An 18,579-nucleotide genomic window follows, 5' to 3' on the forward strand; every position below is an offset into this window, starting at 1 on the left:
ATCCCCCGCTTCTGTCTGAGTACCTCATACCTCCAGGCTGCCACCTGGGCAAACAGTGCGGACAAGCACCCCCGAGCAACCCGTGACGCCCAACTTTCTTCGTCAGTACCACTACCTCAACGAGGTCATATCGACGTCCTGACCGACCAGGTACCCGGCCTGCACTAGGCGCTGCGGCGCGCCGCCGACGAGGTCCTCACCCACATGATCTTGGACTGCGACGGCTACCGAAGTTCCGGCTCGTCCCAGGATTCGACGTTCACCTCGTCGCCCAGGGCGAGCTTGCCGGGGCGTACGACGGAGAGTTTCACGCCGAACGCGACGCCGCCCTCGGGGGCGCGGCGGTAGGTGGCCAGCGTGCGCAGCGGCTCCGGGCCCGCCCTGGTGCCGCTGTCCTGGTCGACCATCGTGACCGCGCATCGGATGGCGAGCTTGGCGTAACCGAGTTCGGTGTCGCCGACGAGCATCCGCCTGGCCCCGTCCTCCCGGTGCGGCTCCGTCCACCCGCCGATCACGATGTTGGGGCGGAACCGGGCCATCGGCAGCGGGGCGCCCCCGCCTTCGGTGAGCCGCCGGTTGAGCAGGGCGAGGGTGGCCTCGGAGATGAGATGCACCGGGCTGCTGTCCGCGTAGCCCGACGTGCCGGGTGTTCGGCCGTCGGTCACCCTGCGGTGTTCCGGCGGCACCCGCACGAGCCTGCTCGGCGTGCCCAACACCTCCGACAACCACTCGGCTGCGGCCCGCCCCTGGTCGATCCCCCGGTACGGCGTGCCGAACAGCTCCACATCGCGCCTGGCGGAGAGTAGGTCCACCTCGACGGTCAGCGCGTCGAAACCCGGCAGCCGGAGCGTGAGCGACTCCCCGTCCGCGCTGATCTCGGGACGGATGGCGGCAAGCCGCGGATCGCGCCGCTGGCTGCGGAACACGCCGTTGTCGCCGACCACCATGAACGTGCGGTCGTGTGCCAGGCCCGCCTCCGTCAGCAGCGCCTCGGTCATCGAGATACCGGCGCATCCTTTGACGGGATAGCAGACGAGATCGGTGACGACAGCGGTCATGTTGCCGTCCGGCACTGGATCAGACCTGGGACAAAGAGCATGAACTGCACGTTAGACACCGAACAACATCGCCACCAGAAAAAAAGGGTATATCTAACACAAAGTCGTCAGGTTGCGGGGCCCTCACCCGTTACGAGAGCCCCCCGCTACTCAGCGGTGCGCAGGCACGTGACGCCGCAGGGGTCAGCCCTTCAGGGCGCCGGCCATCAGGCCGCGCATGAAGAAGCGGCCGAGGAGGACGTAGATGATCATTGTGGGGATGGAGGCGAGCAGGGCCGCGGCCATCTGCTGGCTGTAGGGGACGGTCTGGGCTCCGGCGATGTTGTTGAGCATGACCGTGGTGGGCCAGCTCTGCGGGCCGGTCAGGAAGACGGCGAACAGGAAGTCGTTCCACATCGAGGTGAACTGCCAGATGATCACAACCGCGAAGGCGGGTCCCGAGACGGGCAGCACCACCGACCAGTAGGTCCGCAGCATCCCCGCGCCGTCCACCCTGGACGCCTCGATCAGCTCGTCGGGGATGGTGACGTAGTAGTTGCGGAAGATCAGGGTGCAGATCGGGATGCCGTAGACCACGTGCGCCAGCAGCAGCCCGGGGATCGCGCCGTAGAAGACACCCGGCACCCCGGTGACCGCCAGGGTGACCTCGTTGAGCTTCACCAGCAGCTGCACCAGCGGGATCATGACGCCCTGGTACGGGATGAACATGCCGAACAGGAACAGCGTGAACAGCACGTCGGAGCCGGGGAAGCGCCACTTCGACAGCACGTAGCCGTTCATCGAGCCGAGCACCGCCGAGATCAGCGAGCCGGGCACGGCCAGCAGCACGCTGTTCCAGATGCCGGGCGCGAGCTTCTCCCAGGCCACCCGCCACGGCTCGGCCGTCCACACCTCGGGCAGCGCCCAGGCCCGGCCGGGATCGGCCTCGGTCAGCGGCTTGAAGCTGGTGACCAGCAGCACGTAGATCGGGATCAGGAAGACGAGAAGGAAGGCGACCAGCAGTGTCAGCCGTACGCCGCGCGACAGCCGCGCCCGCCGCCTGGCCCGTCCGCCGGCGTCGCCGGTGGCTCCGCCCCGCACGGGGGCGGCGGGGGGACCGGTCACGGTGGTCGTCATATGCGTCGCTCCCCACGAGGGGTCCGGGGCGGACAGGAGATGGCGTTCCCAGGATCTCCGCCCCGCGCGGGGACGGTGAAGGCACCGTTCACAGTGATCGTCATCGCGTGCCTCCGGCGAGGGGGAACCGGACACGGCTCCGAGAAGGAGGTCATGAGCTCCGCTCCCTGCGGAGGGTCCAGACGAGGTAGGGGATGACGAAGACGCTGACCGCGAGCACGATGTACGACGCGATGGTGGCGCCCTTGGCCGGGTCATGGGAGTCGAAGACCGCGACCCACATGAAGACGGCGGGCACATCGGTGATGATCTGCTTGCCGGAGACCGCGACGATCAGGTCGAAGACCTTGAGCGAGATGTGGCCGAGGATGATCAGTGCGGAGAGGGTGACCGGACGGAGCATCGGCAGCACGATGTGCCGGTAGACCTGCCACTCGCCGCACCCGTCGACCCGGGCCGCCTCCCGGAGGTCCTCGGGGACCCCCCGGAACCCCGCCAGGAACAGCGCCATGACATATCCCGACATTTGCCATATCGCCGGGATGGCCATGGCGGCCATCCCCCAGTCGGGATCGCGGAACCACTGCCACTGCAGGAACTCCAGCCCGAGGCTGTCGAACAGCCGGTTCAGCCCGACCGCCCGCTCGCCCTGACCGGAGTTCATCAGCCAGCGCCAGACCACCCCGGTCGCCACGAAGGAGATCGCCATCGGGAACAGGTAGACCGCCCGGAAGGTCCCCTCGCCCCTGATCCCCTTCTCCATCAGGAACGCCAGCAGCCAGCCGAGCAGCAGCGCCCCGAACACGAAGACCACGGTGAAGACGATGGCGTGGTTGACCGAGATGCCCCAGCGCTTCTGGTCCCAGAGGGTGAAGAAGTTCTCCAGGCCGACGAAACTGCCCTCGGACACCTCGTCGTGCTTGTCGGTCATCGCCAACTGGAAGTTCCAGCCGAGCATGCCGTAGACGAAGACCGCGATCGCGATGATCGACGGTGTGACCAGCAGCAGCCCCGGCAGCCATCTGCGTACCCGTGTCACGGACACCCCTTCCGCGAGGTACGGCCCGCGCCTTCGCGGGCCGTACCGAAGATCATCCGAAGATCACTGCCCGGAGTTCTTGGCGGCCTCGGCCAGCGCCTTCTGCAGCGCGGCCACGTCCTTGTCGCCGTGGAACAGGCCGACCGCCTCGTTGATCGCGACGCGCCAGGCGTCGTTCACGACCACGCCGTGCTGGATGGAGCCGGCGAGCTTGTTGCCGCCCCAGTCCTTCAGCGCGTCCGCGAGGTAGTCGGTGTAGAGGGCGGTGTCGGCGTCCTTGCGGGCCGGGATGGAGCCCTTCTTCGGATTGAAGGCGTCCTGGCCCTCCTTGCTCGCGGCCACCTTCAGCCAGGCCACCGCCCCGTCGCGGTTCGGCGCGCCCTTGGGCAGGGTGAAGCTGTCGGAGAGCCACATGAACGTGCCGCCGGTGCCCGGCGAGGGCGCCCAGTCGAAGTCGGTCTTGGAGGTCTTGCCCAGGCCACCGTCCGGCGGGTTGTGGAAGTAGCCGTACGCCCAGTCGCCCATGATGTTGAACGCGGCCTCACCGTCGGCCACCTGCTTGGCCGCGGGCTGCCAGTCGTCGGCCGGGTCACCGGCGTAGGACAGGATCGTCTTGAAGTCGTCGAGCGCCTTGGTCATCGCCGGACCCGACCAGTCGGAGCCCGCGGTCCAGAGCTGGTTATAGGCGTCGGTGCCGAGCGAGCCGAGCAGCACGCTCTCCAGCAGATGGACCATGGTCCACTCCGAGCCGATCGAGAGCGGGATCTTGCCCTTCTGCTTGACCTTCTCCAGCGCGGCGACGAAGTCGGGGATCGTCTTCGGCACCTCGGTGACGCCCGCCTCCTTCAGCACCGCCGGGTTGAACCACATCACGTTGGAGCGGTGGATGTTGACCGGCACCGAGTAGACCTGGCCCTCGACGCTGATCTGGTCGATCAGCTGCTGGGGGAAGACGTCCTTCAGCTTGAGCTCGTCGTAGAGGAAGTTGAGCGGTTCGAGCTGCCCGGCCTTGATGTAGCCCTGGAGTTCGGCGCCCGCGTGCCCCTGGAAGGTGTCCGGCGGGGTCTGGGCCTGCAGCTTGGTGGTCAGCAGGGCTCTTGCCTTGTCCCCGGACCCGCCCGCCACGGCCGCGTCGAAGAACTCAAGCCCGGCGTTCTGCTTCTCGAAGATCTCCTTCATGGCCTTCAGGCCGTCGGCCTCGCCAGGTCCCGTCCACCAGGAGAAGACCTCGACCTTCTTCTTCGCGTCGGCCTGCGGGCTCTGCGTGGCGCCGTCACCGCCGCCGTCACCACAGGCGGTCAGGGCGAGCAGGCCCGCCACGGTGACCGCGACGGCTGCCATCCACTGTCGTCGCACAGCTCTCCGTCCCTTCGGGGTTTGGGGTGCACAAAACCCCCGAAATATGACAACGTTGTCAGTACGGCAATCAAGCCACCTCACACCGAGCGCCGTCAAGGTCGTGCGTATAACAGCTCAATATCCCGGGATATGAGCACCGATGACAGTGAACCGGTCGGACGCACACCGGTGCGGAGCCCCGGCACACCGAATGGACCGAACGGGAAATGACACCCTAGGAGAGAACAAAGCGGTCAGGTTTGGCATCGAATGGCGGCCCATTATTTGGGGGATCCGGCACGTTGGTGGCGTGCTGAATCACCCAGATCAAGGGGAGCCCGGGTTCGGATCCGTACCACCCGACCCGGTCCTGACGCTCGATACCGCCGCGGGAAGAGTGAGCCCGTAAGGGCCGGCCGGCGGGCTCAGACGCGCTGGACCGCGCCGTCGGAGAGCGCGACGACGGTGACGCCGAAGTCATGGATGGTCGCCGCCAGGTCCTCGGACGACAGGCCCGGGGCCACGACGACCAGGGAGCCGCGCATCAACGCCAGCCCGATCAGGGTGGTCAGGGCCAGGCTGCACCTCAGTGGCCAGGTCACCAGGAGGACGTCGGACTTCCCCAGCTCGGCGCCCCTGTCGAGCAGGCTCATCCTTGTGATCAGGTCCTGGTGGGTGAGCACCCCTCCGTCCTCGATCAGCAGGGCGGGCTGCACCGCGGGGTCGAGGAAGGGCAGCGGGACGGGCTCCAGGAGCAGCAGGTCGGCGAAGTCGACGGTGTCGCGGGCCTGGCCGAAGGCGATCACCTGCCGGACCCGCGAATCCTCCACGGCCCGCAACGAGGCGTCCGCCAGGCGCGGAGTGGTGATGAGCAGCCGTGCCTCCCACTCGGCCAGCAGGTCGGCCATCTCCGTACACCCCGAGGTGATCGGCGCCGCCACCCCTCCGGCCGCGATGACCGTGTGCACCGCCAATGTCTGGGCCACCGCGCTGTCCACGTGGATTCCGGCCACCTGACGCCGCCGTGCCCCCCGCCGCACCAGGCCCGAGGCTCCTCGGGTCACCTCCGCGGCCAGCCTGCGGTAGCCGTACACCATCCCGGCGCCGAGGTCGATCAGTGCCGGCCGATCACCTCGCCCGTGCGCGTAGCCGAACACCGCCTCGGTGAGTGTGCAGCTGGTGGACGGCGAGGTGGGTCTCATTCCGATGAGGGTAGGGGCGGCCTGTCCACAGGGGCATCAACAGATGTATGTAGATGGCTGTGTATTCGGCCCCCTGCCGTCCTCCCATGTCTTGAAAGCCGGCGATTCCAGCACCGGAGCTGCCGGTCGGGGCTGCCGGTTCGCGATTCACCGGCCGGACGATCCCGAAGCCTCCCCGTGCGAACACCGGCGTGCTCCGCCGCGTTCATGAACATGCCCCACTTCGTTCCGCGCCCGCACAACAAGCGAGAAACGAGCGGCGCTCCCCCCAGAAGGAAGGGGCATCCGCCCCAGATGTCCAGTGATCCCCCCGATCCACAGTCCTCCGAAATCAGGCTCCCAAAGCAGCGCCCCGAGCAGTCCCCCACTACGGAAGGCGGGCTCGAGCCCTGCGCGACTCGAGCCCGCTGCCGCGTGCGGCCCTTGGCTCCGGCCCCCACCCCTCCGAGGGGACCTCGCCGTCTACCGGGACACGCGACGTCCGCGGCGTGCTCGACCGAGACGCCCGGGATGGTGTGGACCTGCCGTTCCGGACCGGAGCTGTGACCGGCACGGTGCGGAAGGCTGGACGTCATCGGTCGAACACCAGGAAAACGTACGGCCAGCGGCGGTCCCGGCACATACTCCGGACTGGGTATCCCGAGATGTATCTTCACACCCGCACATGTGTAGCCCGGGTGTGTAGAGCCCGAGCGGTCGACCCGGTGACCGCTCCCCGCCCGCGTATCAGGAACGATTCTGCTCGACGACCCAGGTGGCGACCTGCGTACGTGACGAGAAGCCGAGCTTGGCCAGGATGTTGGCGACGTGTCTGGCCGCGGTGGCGGGACTGATCACCAGCTCGTCGGCGATGGCCCTGTTGCTCATTCCCCTGGCGATCAGTTCGGCGATCTCCGCCTCCCTGCAGGTGAGCGTGGTCAGCGGGGCGACGACCGGAGGCCTGCCGAGCAGTACCGGCGTCTCGCACGGCTCGTCGAGCTGAAGTGCGTAGCGGACCGCCTGATCCTGGGACATCTCCTGGCCGTGCGCCCACAGCTGGGCGACCAGCGCGTCACCGAGGCGTACCCGGGCGGGCTGGAGCAGTTCCTCCATCCGTGCCCCGAACCCGGGTGGCAGCACGGCGCCGCTCATCGCGCTCCTGATGGCGGCGGAGGCTCCGGCCAGGCGCACCGCCCTGCGGTCGTCCTCCTCGGCGAGGGCGAGCTGGGCGAGCGTCTCGATCCGGCGGGCCACGCCGAGCCGCTGGCCGGTCCCGATACAGAGCCGCAGACTCTCGATCAGCCTGGCCCGCGCGGTGACGAGGTCTCCCTGGGCCAGGGCGATCCGGCCGAGACCTGACAGGCAGGTGATGGACTGCCAGTGGGCGGTGATGTCCTGGAGCATGTCGAGGGCGCGCTCGTAGTGGGCGCGGGCCTCCGCCAGGTCACCGCGGAGCCAGGCGACCTGGGCCAGACCGATGAGGGCCACCGGCGCGGCCCAGTGATTGTCCAGCTCGTGGGCAATGGCCAGCGCGGCCTCGAAGGAGCGCTGCGACTCCTTCGCCCTGCCCTCCGACAGTGCGAAAGTGCCCTCCATGGAGCGAATGACCGTTTCGTGCCATGGGTCGTCGACGGTGTGCACGGCCTCCAGCGCCTCGTCCAGCAGGGACCTGGCCCGCTCCGGGCGGCGCTGGTAGATCGCCACCCAGGCGAGGATGGCCAGCGCGCCGCTGAGCGGCCCGGGCAGACCCGTCTCGCGGCACAGCTCGACCGCCGCGGTGCAGGCGATCTGCGCGGTGTCCGGATCGCCCTGCCCGAAGGCCACCTGCCCGCGCAGCGCGAGGGCGTCGCCGCGCACGTACGGCGCCAGTTCCTCGGGGGCGGCGTCGAGCAGGCGGTCCAGCCACTTGTCGGTCGGGGTGAACCTCCCCCCGGCGATGATCGGCCAGCGGAGCAGCACCAGGAGGCGGAGCGCGCTCTCCGGATCGCTCGCGGCCTCGACCGACCAGCGCACCGCCGCCCAGACGTTGGCCTGGAGCTCGTCCAGCATGACCAGCATCGGGCAGATCTCGGCCCAGGTGGGCCGGGGCCGCCGGACTATCGTCTGGTGTATCCGGGCGGCGAGCTCGATCATGTGATCGCGGTGCAGCCGCCGGAACTCGGGTTCCTCACCGGAGGCTTCGAGCTGCTCCGCGGCGTACTCGCGGATCGTCTCCAGCATGCGGTAGCGCGTCTCGCCCGCGACCTCGGCGTCGGCCAGGACCAGCGACTTGTCGACCAGGTCGCAGAGCACCCTCAGAACGTCCTCGGCCCACAGGGCGTTGCCCGCGCAGACCTGCTCGGCCATGTCGAGCGTCCAGCCACCGGTGAAGACCGCCAGCCGCCGCAGCAGGATCCGCTCGGGCTCGTTGAGCAACTGATAGCTCCAGTCGACCGTCGCCCTGAGCGTCCGCTGCCTGGCCGGAGCCGTTCTGTCGCCCGCCGACAGCAGCCGGAACCGGTCCCGGATCCTGGCGTTGATCTGCTCCACGGTCAGTACCCTGCACAGGGCGGCGGCGAGCTCGATGGCGAGCGGCATCCCGTCGAGCGCCTCGCAGAGCCCGGCGATGTCCGCCGCGTTCTGCTCGGTCATGGCGAAGCCCCGCGAGGCGGCTGTGGCGCGGTCGACGAAGAGTCGCACCGCCTCGCTGGCGCCGGCGTCGTGGCCCTCGCCCCTGGGCAGGCTGAGCGGCGGCACCCGCCACACGGTCTCCCCTGCCACCCGCAGGGGCTCGCGGCTGGTGGTGAGCACGCGGACGTCCGGGCAGACGGTGAGCACGGCGCGGCAGAACCTGGCGGACTCCTCGATGAGCGACTCGCAGTTGTCCATGACCAGCAGCAGCCGCCGTTCGCCGAGCGCGTCGATCAGGGTGTCGGCCAGCGCGCGGGACGGCTCGGCCTTGACCCCGAGCACGGCGGCCACCCGGGGCTCGATCAGGTCGCCCGGCACCGCGTCGGCCAGCTCGACCAGCCAGACACCGCCCGGGAACTCCTCCGCCAGCTGAGTCGCGACCCGGATCGCCAGCCTGCTCTTGCCGATGCCGCCCGCCCCGCAGAGGGTCACCACCCGGGCGACGCCCAGTAGGTCTGCGAGTTCTTCCACATCGGCTTCACGCCCCACGAAGCCGTTGGGTTCGAGAGGCAGGTTGCCTCCGGTGAGGGAAGCGTGTGCGGTTTCCTGGGTCATCGGCTCTTAAAGAGGTCGAGGGTAGAACCGTCACAGAAAGTGTGACATCAATTACCGAACCATGCCCAGTCTTAGACCATTTCCGGCCCGCGGATCATCCCGCCCCCTGCCGCGACCGCTCACATCTCCTCGCATGCGGACACTGTCACTCCGCGTACGAGGAGCCGCCGACCGTAACCGGCCATCCGATGGCCATCGCCGGCGCGGCGGAATGCGAACCGGCCGCCAAGGTGCGCTCGTTCATCGGAATTGCAGTGTGGAGGCCCCGTCGTTCACGGCGGGGAGGAAACACAGGAAAACGGTGCCGCCTGATAGCGGTGAGTGACAGGATCGGTACGTGCTGGTGACGGAGATGCTGAAACTCGCCCCCTCCCTCGAACAGGGGCAGGCTCTGCTGGCGACGATGCGTGCGTGTAACACCGCCGCGACCAGGGCCGCCGAGGTCGCGTTCGCCCACCGCATCGCGAACAAGATCGCCCTGCAAAAGCTCGTCTACACCGACCTGCGCCACGAGTTCGGGCTGTCGGCGCAGATGGCTGTTCGCTCCATCGCCAAGGCCTGCGGTGCCTACAAACGCGACAAGACCATCAAACCGGCCTTCCGGGAGTTGGGGGCGGTCGCCTACGACCAGCGCATCCTCACCTGGAAGGGGCGGGATGCGGTCAGCCTCCTCACCCTGAGCGGCCGGGTCGTCATACCCGTTCTCTACCGGGGCCGGTGGCTGGACAGCGAGGGGGCGACGTTGCGGGGACAGGCGGATCTCGTCTACCTCGACGGGGTGTTCTTCCTCGCCGTGGTCGTCGAGATCCCCGAACCACCACGGCAGGAGGAGCCGCAGCGGTGGCTAGGGGTGGATCTGGGCATCGTCAACCTCGCCACCGACTCCACCGGCGAGCCCTACAGTGGTAAGGAGGTGCGGGCGGTGCGACGGCGTAACGCCCGCCTGCGGGCCCGCCTCCAGGCCAAGAACACGAAATCCGCCAAGCGGTTGTTGAAGAGGCGCCGTCGCAAGGAGTCACGGTTCGCCCGGAACATCAACCACGTCATCTCCAAACAACTGGTCGGCAAGGCCAAAGACACTCGCTCCGGCATCGCCCTGGAAGACCTTCAGGGCATCCGAGAGCGGGTCACGGTTCGCAAGGCTCAGCGTGCCGACCTGCATTCCTGGGGTTTCCATCAGCTACGCACGTTCATGACGTACAAGGCCGCCCTGGCCGGGGTACCGGTGCGGCTGGTGGACCCGCGCAACACCTCCCGCACCTGCCCCGGCTGCGGCCATATCGACAAACGGAACCGTCCCACCCGGGATGACTTCCGGTGTGTTTCGTGCGGGCTCGCTGGCCCGGCGGATCACTTCGCGGCGATCAACATCGGTCGCCGGGCAGTGCGTCACGCTGCCGACGACGCGGCCTGAACCGTACCTGCCAGGTACGGCGAAGAGCTGCAAGCTCGGCCCCTTCCAGGGCCGAGAAGCTGACCTATCCGGGTTCCACCGTGCCCGCGCTCCAGGGACTCACGATGCGCATCGACAGGGGCGAGGTGATCGCCCTCGTCGGGGAGAACGGCTCGGGCAAGACCACGCTGGCCAAACTCCTGTCCGGACTGTACGAACCGGACGGCGGCCGGGTCAGCTGGGACGACACCGATCTGGCCGAGGTCGACCCCGACGAGCTGCGCCACCGCATCGCGGTCATCGCCCAGGACCACACCCGCTGGCCGCTGACCGCCCGCTACAACATCAGCATGGGCACCGACAAGGGGGAGCCCGCGCTCGTCGCGGCGGCCGAGGTCGCGGGCGCCGACCAGGTGGTCGCCGAGCTGCCGCACGGTTACAGCACCCTGCTCGACCGGCGTTTCAAGGACGGCCAGGAGCTGTCCGGCGGCCAGTGGCAGCGGATCGCGGTGGCCAGAGGCTTCCATCGGGACGCCCCGCTGCTGATCTGCGATGAGCCCACCGCGGCCCTGGACGCCCGTGCCGAGCACGCCCTGTTCGAACGCATCCGGCAGCACGCCGACGGTCGCACCGTCCTGCTGATCACCCACCGGCTGGCCAGCGTCCGCTACGCCGACCGGATCTACGTCCTGGACCACGGCAAGGTCGTCGAGCACGGCACCCACGACGAGCTCATGGGCCTCGACGGCCTGTACGCCGACCTCTACGGCCTCCAGGCCAGGGCCTACTCCGCCTAGCCTCCGTGGCGGCTCTGACCATGGGATCCGCCGCCCTCGGCGAGTTACTCCGCCTGACCGCCCAGAAACGCCGCCATGACGGCCCTGGCGATGGGAGCCGCCACCCGTCCCCCGGATCCGCCGCCCTCGACCAGGACCCCTACCGCGATCCGAGGGGAGAGCGCCGGGGCGAAGCCGGTGAAGAGCGCGTGGGACCTGCCCTTGGCGGCGTTCTCCGCGGTGCCGGTCTTGCCGGCCACCTTCACCCCCCGGATGGCCGCGGCGGAACCGGTACTCCCCTTCCCGGTGGCGGCGACCATCATCACGGTGAGCCGTTCGGCCTCCTGGGTGCCGAGCACCCGGCGATACGCCGACGGCTCGGTCTCGTCGATCATCGTGCCGTCGGCGAGACGTACGTCCTTCACGAGGTGGGGGCGCATCAGCGAGCCGTCGTTGGCCACCGCCGCCGCGATCATCGCGATCATGAGCGGGGTGGCCCGGACGTCGAACTGGCCGAGCGCCGACATCGCGGTCTGCGCGTCGTCCAGCACGGGAGGGTAGACGCTCCTGGCCACCGGCATGGGGACCTCCAGATCGTCCGTGTCGAACCCGAACGCCTCGGCCTGCTCTCGCAGCACGTCCTGGCCGAGGTCGACCCCGATCTTCGCGAAGGGGGTGTTGCACGAGAGCTTGAACGCCTGGAGCAGCGGCGGGTTGCCGTTGCCGCAGGTGTCGCCGCCGAAGTTGCGCAGGTAGGTGCTGGTGCCGGGGAGGCGCAGGGATGCCGGGGCGCTGACACGGGTGCCGAGGCCGTACCGCCCGGAGCGCAGCGCCGCCGCGCCGGTGACGACCTTGAAGGTGGATCCCGGCGGGTAGTTCCGCTGGATCGCCCGGTTCAGCAGCGGGTTCGCGGGGTCGCCCCGCAGCCGCTTGTCCACCCTGTCCAGCCTGGCCGCGTCGAAGCTCGCGTACAGGTTGGGGTCGTACGAGGGCAGCGAGACCATGGCCAGGATCGCACCGGTGCGGGGGGCGATCGCGACGACGGCGCCGGGTTTTCCGGTGGCGCGCAGCCCGTCGTAGGCGGCCCGCTGGGCGCCGCGATCGACGGTGAGCCGGAGCGTGGCGCCGCCGCGGGTGCCCCCGACCAGCCCGCGTACCTTCACCCGGGGGTCGCCTCCCGAGAGCAGGGCCTCCTCCGCCTGCTCGATGCCCGCGCCGCCGTGGAGCGAGAAGTGCCCGGTGATCGCCGCGTAGAGCGGGCCGTCCGGATAGAACCGCTGATACCGGTAGGTGGCGCTCCTGGCCTTCCGGCTGGTCGCGATGACCGTGCCGTCGTGGAGCAGGATCTGCCCCCTGGGGCTGTGAAAGCGAGCGATCATCGTCCGCTGGTTGCGCGGGTCCTCGTTGAGCCGCTCGGAGTCCAGCCCCTGGAGGTAGGTCACGTTGGCGAGGAGGGCGAACAGCATCCCGCCGCACATCAGGGCGACGTGCCGCAGCGGAATGTTGATCCGGCGTGCGCGCGGTGCGACCATGACCCCTCCCCGATACCGGTTTAACAGCCGGACCGAAAAGGGCACCTCGACCAGCGGCAAAGCCGCCGTACGGGTTCTAGCCGACCATAAGCCGCGAGAGTCCACGGCCGTGGTCACCGGGTTCGACAGCGGGGCCGCGGTTGGAGCAGCCGGGGAGCCGGCGTGCCAGGCCCTGTCCTGCGGATCTTTTGCCTACTGTGGTCGGTCAGGCGGCGCCTCGCCGCGTTGTCGTCGGTCACCGCAGCACGCTGCGGCTCCCTCCTCCGCCTTGCGAGACACCACCTGACCGATCCTTGTCACGGCAAGATCCACAGGACAGGACCTAGTCGACCACCGAGTGGTAATAAGCGATCTTGTTCCGGATCGCCACCTGCCGCTCGCGCAGGTTGTCGACCTGCTCCTGCACCCGCCGGTCGTGGGCTTCGAGCAGCGCGATCCGCTCGCGGACCGTGTGGTCGCCCGCCCTGGTCATCTCGGCGAAGCGGAGCATCTCCGCGATCGGCATCCCGGTGTCGCGCAGGCAGCGGATCATGCCGAGCCAGCCGACGTCCTTCTGGGTGAACCTGCGCTGTCCGGCCGCGTTGCGGTCGATCGACTCAAGCAGCCCGATCCGCTCGTAGTAGCGGAGCGTGTCGAGGCTGAAGCCGGTCTCCTCCACCACCTGTCCCGGTGTGTACACACTCACATCAGGCAGCATGCCACCTGGAGCCCACTCCAGGTCAAGCCCAAAAATCTCTGAACGAAACCCTCTTGACCTGGAGTCCACTCCAGCATTCAAGGTCGTCTCCATGACACACATTCCCCTCGCCCTGGGCACCATGTACTTCGGCACCCTCCTCGACGACAGGACCGCCTTCGCGATCCTCGACCGGTTCGTCGAGGCCGGCGGCGCCCTGCTGGACACCTCGAACAACTACGCGTTCTGGAAGGAGGGCGCCAGCGGCGACGAGAGCGAGCTGGCCCTCGGTCGCTGGCTGGCCGCCCGGGGCAACCGCGACCGGGTGGTGCTGAGCACCAAGTGCGGCGCCCGGCCGACCGTTCCCGGCGACCGGACCCTGGACTTCGCCGAGGGCCTGTCGGCCGCGACGATCGCCGCCGCCGCCGAGGGCAGCCTGCGGCGGCTGGGCACCGACCACGTCGACGTGTACTGGGCCCACATCGAGGACCGCTCCACCCCCCTGGAGGAGACCCTGGGCGCCTTCGCCGAGCTGGTCGGAGCGGGCAAGGTCGGTGAGATCGGCGCGAGCAACGTGCGGGCCTGGAGTCTGGAGCGCGCCCGCGCCACCTCTCGGGCCACCGGCGGGCCGCTCTACACCCATGTGCAGCTCCGCCACACCTACCTGCACCCCCGGTACGGGACGCGGCTGCCCGATGCGGGTCACATCCTGGTCGAGGACGACATGCTCGACTACCTGCGCACCGAGCCAGGTCTGACCCTGTGGGCGTACAACGCGCTCATGGCCGGCGCCTACACCCGCCCGGACCGGCCGATGCAGGACGCCTACGACCACCCGGGCACCACGCGCGGGCTCGCCGCGCTACGGGAGATCGCGGACGAGCTGGGCGCGACGGTCAACCAGGTGGTGCTGGCCTGGCTGACCGGCGGTGACGTCACGACGGTCCCGCTCGTCGGGGTGAGTTCGGTGGCCCAGCTGGAGGAGGTCCTGGGCGCCCTGGACGTCAAGCTCGACGGCGAGCACCGCGCCCGCCTGGACGCCGCCCGCTGAGGGACCCGTCGGAGGCCCGGGGGCCCGCCCGCGACCACGCCGTACCCCGCCGCGCGGACACCGGGTACCGCACCTCCCCCGACAGGAACGCCTGCCAACACGGGCGGGCGCCCGGGGTCATTCCTGCGGCAGGTGCGCCGACAGGTAGCGGCGGACCAGGTGCTTGCACTCGGCGATCAGCTCGGGGTCCCCGTCGGGCAGGGAGCGGAAGGCGAGTTTGAGCACCGCGTCGGCGGCCTCGACCGCGACGAAGAGCACCCGATCCAGCTCGGGGTCGATCGGGGCGCCGAGCAGCTCGACGGTGATCGTACGGAGCCGGTCGGCCACGATGACGTTGTTCTCCAGCGCGGCGTCGAGCATCCGTTCGGTCCCCTGGACCACGGGCCCGCCGGGTGCGGCGAGCACCTCCCCGAAGTCGACGACGGCGAATCCCGGCGTGGCCCGCTTCATCGCGACGAACTCGTCGATCGCGAGGTCGACCATCTCCGTCCAGTTGGAGAGCCGTACCTCCGCGAGCCTGGCCGTGATCCGGCCGAGGAACGCCTCCAGGTTACGCAGCGCCAGCGCCCGTACCAGCCCCTGTTTGTCGGGGAAGAACTGGTAGAAGGTGCCGATCGGCACCTCCGCGCGGCGCGCGACCTCCTTGGTGGTCAGCGCCTCGTAACCGACCTCGTCCAGCAGCCGCGCGCACTCGTCCAGCATGCGCTCGACCCGTTCCAGGCTGCGGCGCTGGGCGGGGCGGCGGCGAAGCGTTCCCCCGGAGACGTTCGTCATCTCCCCATCATCCCCCACGAGCAGGCCTGGGGGTTAACATGAGCCAGACTCATACATTTGGAGGCCGGAATGTTCCTGTGGGGTACGGCGACCGCGTCCTACCAGATCGAGGGCGCCGTCGCCGAGGACGGGCGGGGCGTCTCGATCTGGGATACCTTCACCCACGAGCCCGGCCGCGTCCGCGGCGGCGACACCGGCGACGTGGCCTGCGACCACTACCACCGCTGGGGTGAGGACGTCGAGCTGATGTCCGGCCTCGGCGTGAACTCCTACCGATTCTCCATCGCCTGGCCGCGCGTCCAGCCGGACGGCAAGGGCGCCATCAACCAGGCCGGCCTGGACTTCTACGACCGGCTGACCGACGCGCTCCGCGAGCGGGACATCGTCCCGGCGGCCACGCTGTTCCACTGGGATCTGCCGCAGCCCCTGGAGGACGAGGGCGGCTGGCTGAACCGCGACACCGCCTACCGCTTCGCCGAGTACGCCGCGGCGGTGGCCGACCGGCTCGCCGACCGGATCCCGATGTGGATCACCCTGAACGAGCCCTTCGTCCACATGGTCTTCGGCTACGCGCTGGGCGCCCACGCCCCCGGCAGGACCCTGGTCCTGGACGCGCTCCCCGCCGCCCACCACCAGTTGCTCGGGCACGGCCTGGCCGTGCGGGAGCTGCGGGCACGCGGCGCGGAACAGGTCCTGATCACCAACAACTGCACGCCGGTCTGGCCCGCCTCCGCCGACCCCGCCGACCTGGCCGCCGCCGACGCCTACGACATCCTGCACAACCGCCTGTTCAACGACCCGGTGCTGCTCGGTTCCTATCCCGACCTGTCGGCGTACGGGGTGAGCCTGGACTGTGTCCGGGACGGCGACCTGGAGCTGATCGGCGCCCCCCTCGACGGCATCGGTATCAACTACTACAACCCCACCCGGATCGCCGCGCCCACCGGTGAGGGCCTCCCCTTCGAGGACGCGGGCGTCACCGGCTACCCCACCACCGCCTTCGGCTGGCCCGTCGTCCCCGACGGCCTGCGCGAGCTGCTGGTCGGCCTCCGCGCCCGGTACGGCGACGCCCTCCCGCCGGTCTACGTCACCGAGAACGGCTGCTCCCAGCCCGACGAGCCGGCCCCTGACGGAACGGTCGACGACCAGGCCAGGATCGACTTCCTCGACGGCCACATCGGGGCCGTCGAGCAGGCGCGGGCGGAGGGGGTGGACGTGCGCGGCTACTACGTCTGGTCCCTGCTGGACAACTTCGAGTGGGCCGAGGGCTACAACCAGCGCTTCGGACTCGTCCACGTCGACTTCCCCACCGGGAAGCGCACCCCCAAGGCCTCCTACGCGTGGCTGCGCCGGCGGATCTCACAGAGCTGACGTCACGCCCTTCAGGCCCGACACACCCGCGTACGCCAGGAGCCGGCACCGGCGCCGGGGCGGTGGGATCCACCGTCCCGGCGCCGGTGCCGTGGCGGGCCGGTGGATGAGGGCAGGGGTGGAAAACCCGTTGCGAGCCGGTGAGAGGGGCCCGTAGCGTCCAGAGCCATGTGCATGTACTTCGCCAACCTTCTGGTCGGCTATGTGATCCGTCCTCGCGGCAGCCGGGCTCTGGCCCGCTAGGGACGCGTCGACCTTCACTCCGTTCCACACGCGTCCCCGATGCGCGCCCAGGGCTTTCCGAGACCTTTTTCACCTCGGACCCGAAAGGGCGACGGCTGTGGCGCACTCCTTCGCGCACGGAGACCATTCACACACCCAGGGAAAGGTAAGAAACGGCAACGGTCGCAGCGAACGCGACCGGGCCAGACGCACCCTCTCGCAGAACTTCCTCGTCGATCCGCACGCCGTCCGGCAGATGGCCGCCGCGGCCGGATCGCACGGGCTGCTCCTGGAGCCGGGCGCGGGCACCGGTGCTCTCACCCTCGCCCTCGCCGGGAGCTGCGCGAGGGTCGTGGCGTACGAGATCGACCCGCGGCATGCGGGCAGGCTCGCCGCCCGCACCCGCGGCGACGACGGAATCGAGGTGATCAGGGGTGACTTCCTGACCGCGCGGGCTCCGCGCGAACCGTTCGCGGTCGCCGGGAACATCCCGTACTCGATCACCTCCAGGATCGTCGACTGGTGCCTGCGCGCCCCCGCGCTCACCTCGGCGACCCTGCTCACCCAGCTGGAGTACGCGCGCAAGCGGTCCGGCGACTTCGGCCGCTGGAGCAGGCTGACCGTGCTGACCTGGCCGGGTCACTCCTGGGAACTGGCCGGCCGCGTCGGCCGGATGAGCTTCCGGCCGGTGCCCGCCGTCGACTCGGCGATCCTGCGGATCGAGCCGCGCGGTGTCCGGCTGCTGCCCGCGGAGCGGGACGCGGCCTGGCGCGAGTTCGTCGAGTACGGCTTCACCGGACTTGGCGGTTCACTGCACGCCTCGCTGCGGATGCGGTACGCGGCCCACCGGGTCGACGCCGCGTTCGCGGAGGCGCGGGTGGACCGCGACACGGTGGTGGCGTTCGTCCATCCCGACCGGTGGCTGACCCTCTTCGAGCTGCTCTGCTGACATCCCCGCACACCGCCCGGACCCGGGCGGTGTGCGGCCCTTTCGGTCAGGCCGAGTCGGCCTCGCGCAGGGCATAGCGGCCGGGCGTACATCCGTACTCCCTGGCGAAGGCCGTGATGAAGGCCGAGGGGGTCGCGTACCCGACGCGGTGGGCCACCTCGGCCACCGGCCGGCTCTCCAGCAGCACCCGCGAGGCACGCAGGCGCAGCTTGGTGCGCCACTGCGAGTAGGGCATGCCGAACTCGCGCACGAAGTCGCGTTGCAGCGTCTTGACGCTGACGTGCAACCGCTCGGCCCACTCCTCAAGGCGGACGGGGTCGCCCGGGTCGTGTGACAGCGCGCGGGCGACGGTCATCGCGAATCCGGTACCGGTGGCGTGGTGGCCGACGAAGTCACTGGTCGACGCGCCGAGTCCGGCCATGATGCGCTCGCGGGCGACGAGTGCCGCCTGCTCGTCGTACCCCGGGCGGGCGATCGCCTGGACGAGCCGGGCCGCCTCGTCGTCGATGGACACCGCGCCGGCCCGCAGCCCGCCGAGCGCCTCGGGCACCTGGCGCAGGCAGATCCGGTACACGGTCTGCCGGTCCGCCGCCCGCACCTCGTGGCTCACCGCGCGATGCGCCCAGAACGCCTCCCCCGCCCCCACGAACTGCGCGTCGGCCCCGTACCAGGTCGAGAGCACGCCGTCGGGCGACCAGTAGAGCTGGTGCAGGAAGTCCTGCCGGCTCTGGCCGAATTCGAGCACGGCCGCCGAACGGTACTTGAGCACGAGGACGCCGGTGAGCGTGCCCAGCCCGTAGCCGTACTCCTCGCACCAGAGCGGATCGGTCCCGAAGTGGCCGACATCCGTCACAGAGTGACTTCTCATCGACATTGGA

General features: G+C 69.6%; 15 protein-coding genes. 5 read left to right on the forward strand and 10 right to left on the reverse strand.

Annotated elements, in window-relative coordinates; translation table 11 throughout:
• Positions 1–224 precede the first annotated feature (224 nt).
• The 6 genes from IG98_RS0118495 to IG98_RS0118520 all read right to left on the reverse strand — a co-directional run bounded on the left by IG98_RS0118495 (position 225) and on the right by IG98_RS0118520 (position 8,873).
• Positions 225–1,058, reverse strand: a complete 834-nt coding sequence (locus IG98_RS0118495; RefSeq protein ID WP_030913425.1) for an MOSC domain-containing protein — start codon at positions 1,056–1,058, stop codon at positions 225–227.
• Positions 1,059–1,241: 183 nt separating this feature from the next.
• The gene (locus tag IG98_RS0118500; RefSeq protein ID WP_051752407.1) at positions 1,242–2,174 is read right to left on the reverse strand and encodes a carbohydrate ABC transporter permease; all 933 of its coding nucleotides are present in this window, start codon (positions 2,172–2,174) and stop codon (positions 1,242–1,244) included.
• Between the two features lie 151 nt (positions 2,175–2,325).
• Positions 2,326–3,213: a carbohydrate ABC transporter permease gene (locus tag IG98_RS0118505; protein WP_030913431.1), complete on the reverse strand. Its 888-nt coding sequence runs from the start codon at positions 3,211–3,213 to the stop codon at positions 2,326–2,328.
• A 63-nt stretch (positions 3,214–3,276) separates the two neighbouring features.
• The gene (locus IG98_RS0118510) at positions 3,277–4,569 is read right to left on the reverse strand and encodes an ABC transporter substrate-binding protein (protein WP_211264020.1); all 1,293 of its coding nucleotides are present in this window, start codon (positions 4,567–4,569) and stop codon (positions 3,277–3,279) included.
• 407 nt (positions 4,570–4,976) lie between these two features.
• Positions 4,977–5,753, reverse strand: a complete 777-nt coding sequence (locus IG98_RS47015) for an AMP-binding protein (protein ID WP_030913436.1) — start codon at positions 5,751–5,753, stop codon at positions 4,977–4,979.
• A gap of 726 nt (positions 5,754–6,479) precedes the next feature.
• A complete protein-coding gene (locus IG98_RS0118520; protein WP_157594402.1) occupies positions 6,480–8,873 on the reverse strand; it encodes an ATP-binding protein in 2,394 nt (797 codons plus the stop codon).
• 421 nt (positions 8,874–9,294) lie between these two features.
• On the opposite strand from IG98_RS0118520, the gene IG98_RS0118530 reads away from it, so the two are divergent.
• Complete coding sequence (locus IG98_RS0118530) at positions 9,295–10,371, forward strand: RNA-guided endonuclease InsQ/TnpB family protein (protein WP_030913440.1); 1,077 nt, start codon at positions 9,295–9,297, stop codon at positions 10,369–10,371.
• Between the two features lie 80 nt (positions 10,372–10,451).
• The gene (locus tag IG98_RS0118535; protein ID WP_425428059.1) at positions 10,452–11,147 is read left to right on the forward strand and encodes an ABC transporter ATP-binding protein; all 696 of its coding nucleotides are present in this window, start codon (positions 10,452–10,454) and stop codon (positions 11,145–11,147) included.
• Positions 11,148–11,191: 44 nt separating this feature from the next.
• Here IG98_RS0118535 and IG98_RS0118540 read toward each other — a convergent pair whose 3' ends face one another.
• Positions 11,192–12,658: a peptidoglycan D,D-transpeptidase FtsI family protein gene (locus IG98_RS0118540; RefSeq protein ID WP_051752412.1), complete on the reverse strand. Its 1,467-nt coding sequence runs from the start codon at positions 12,656–12,658 to the stop codon at positions 11,192–11,194.
• A 322-nt stretch (positions 12,659–12,980) separates the two neighbouring features.
• Entirely contained in the window at positions 12,981–13,343 is a 363-nt protein-coding gene (locus IG98_RS0118545) for a MerR family transcriptional regulator (RefSeq protein WP_342666827.1), read from the reverse strand.
• A gap of 103 nt (positions 13,344–13,446) precedes the next feature.
• Here IG98_RS0118545 and IG98_RS0118550 point away from each other — a divergent pair, with 103 nt between their 5' ends.
• Positions 13,447–14,385 carry an aldo/keto reductase gene (locus IG98_RS0118550; RefSeq protein ID WP_030913449.1) on the forward strand — a complete coding sequence of 313 codons (939 nt, stop codon included), beginning with the start codon at positions 13,447–13,449 and terminating at the stop codon, positions 14,383–14,385.
• A 117-nt stretch (positions 14,386–14,502) separates the two neighbouring features.
• Here the strand turns inward: IG98_RS0118550 and IG98_RS0118555 are convergent, their stop codons facing one another.
• Complete coding sequence (locus tag IG98_RS0118555; RefSeq protein ID WP_030913451.1) at positions 14,503–15,159, reverse strand: TetR/AcrR family transcriptional regulator; 657 nt, start codon at positions 15,157–15,159, stop codon at positions 14,503–14,505.
• Between the two features lie 69 nt (positions 15,160–15,228).
• Here IG98_RS0118555 and IG98_RS0118560 point away from each other — a divergent pair, with 69 nt between their 5' ends.
• Complete coding sequence (locus tag IG98_RS0118560; RefSeq protein ID WP_030913453.1) at positions 15,229–16,530, forward strand: GH1 family beta-glucosidase; 1,302 nt, start codon at positions 15,229–15,231, stop codon at positions 16,528–16,530.
• A gap of 340 nt (positions 16,531–16,870) precedes the next feature.
• Positions 16,871–17,701: an ErmE/ErmH/ErmO/ErmR family 23S rRNA (adenine(2058)-N(6))-methyltransferase gene (erm, locus tag IG98_RS0118565; protein ID WP_030913456.1), complete on the forward strand. Its 831-nt coding sequence runs from the start codon at positions 16,871–16,873 to the stop codon at positions 17,699–17,701.
• 46 nt (positions 17,702–17,747) lie between these two features.
• Here the strand turns inward: erm and IG98_RS0118570 are convergent, their stop codons facing one another.
• On the reverse strand, positions 17,748–18,569 hold the full coding sequence (locus IG98_RS0118570; RefSeq protein ID WP_211264021.1) for a helix-turn-helix transcriptional regulator: 822 nt from the start codon (positions 18,567–18,569) through the stop codon (positions 17,748–17,750).
• Positions 18,570–18,579 lie beyond the last annotated feature (10 nt).

The sequence above is a fragment of the Streptosporangium amethystogenes genome, assembly GCF_000721075.1.
GTDB classification, from domain to species: domain Bacteria; phylum Actinomycetota; class Actinomycetes; order Streptosporangiales; family Streptosporangiaceae; genus Streptosporangium; species Streptosporangium amethystogenes.

What these genes read in the sequence shown, in the direction of transcription:
- IG98_RS0118495 (WP_030913425.1), bottom strand. Translation starts at nt 1,058, where the DNA reads ATGACCGCTGTCGTCACCGATCTCGTCTGCTATCCCGTCAAAGGATGC.
- IG98_RS0118500 (WP_051752407.1), bottom strand. Translation starts at nt 2,174, where the DNA reads ATGACGACCACCGTGACCGGTCCCCCCGCCGCCCCCGTGCGGGGCGGA.
- IG98_RS47015 (WP_030913436.1), bottom strand. Translation starts at nt 5,753, where the DNA reads ATGAGACCCACCTCGCCGTCCACCAGCTGCACACTCACCGAGGCGGTG.
- IG98_RS0118540 (WP_051752412.1), bottom strand. Translation starts at nt 12,658, where the DNA reads ATGGTCGCACCGCGCGCACGCCGGATCAACATTCCGCTGCGGCACGTC.
- IG98_RS0118550 (WP_030913449.1), top strand. Translation starts at nt 13,447, where the DNA reads ATGACACACATTCCCCTCGCCCTGGGCACCATGTACTTCGGCACCCTC.
- IG98_RS0118555 (WP_030913451.1), bottom strand. Translation starts at nt 15,159, where the DNA reads ATGACGAACGTCTCCGGGGGAACGCTTCGCCGCCGCCCCGCCCAGCGC.
- IG98_RS0118560 (WP_030913453.1), top strand. Translation starts at nt 15,229, where the DNA reads ATGTTCCTGTGGGGTACGGCGACCGCGTCCTACCAGATCGAGGGCGCC.
- IG98_RS0118570 (WP_211264021.1), bottom strand. Translation starts at nt 18,569, where the DNA reads ATGAGAAGTCACTCTGTGACGGATGTCGGCCACTTCGGGACCGATCCG.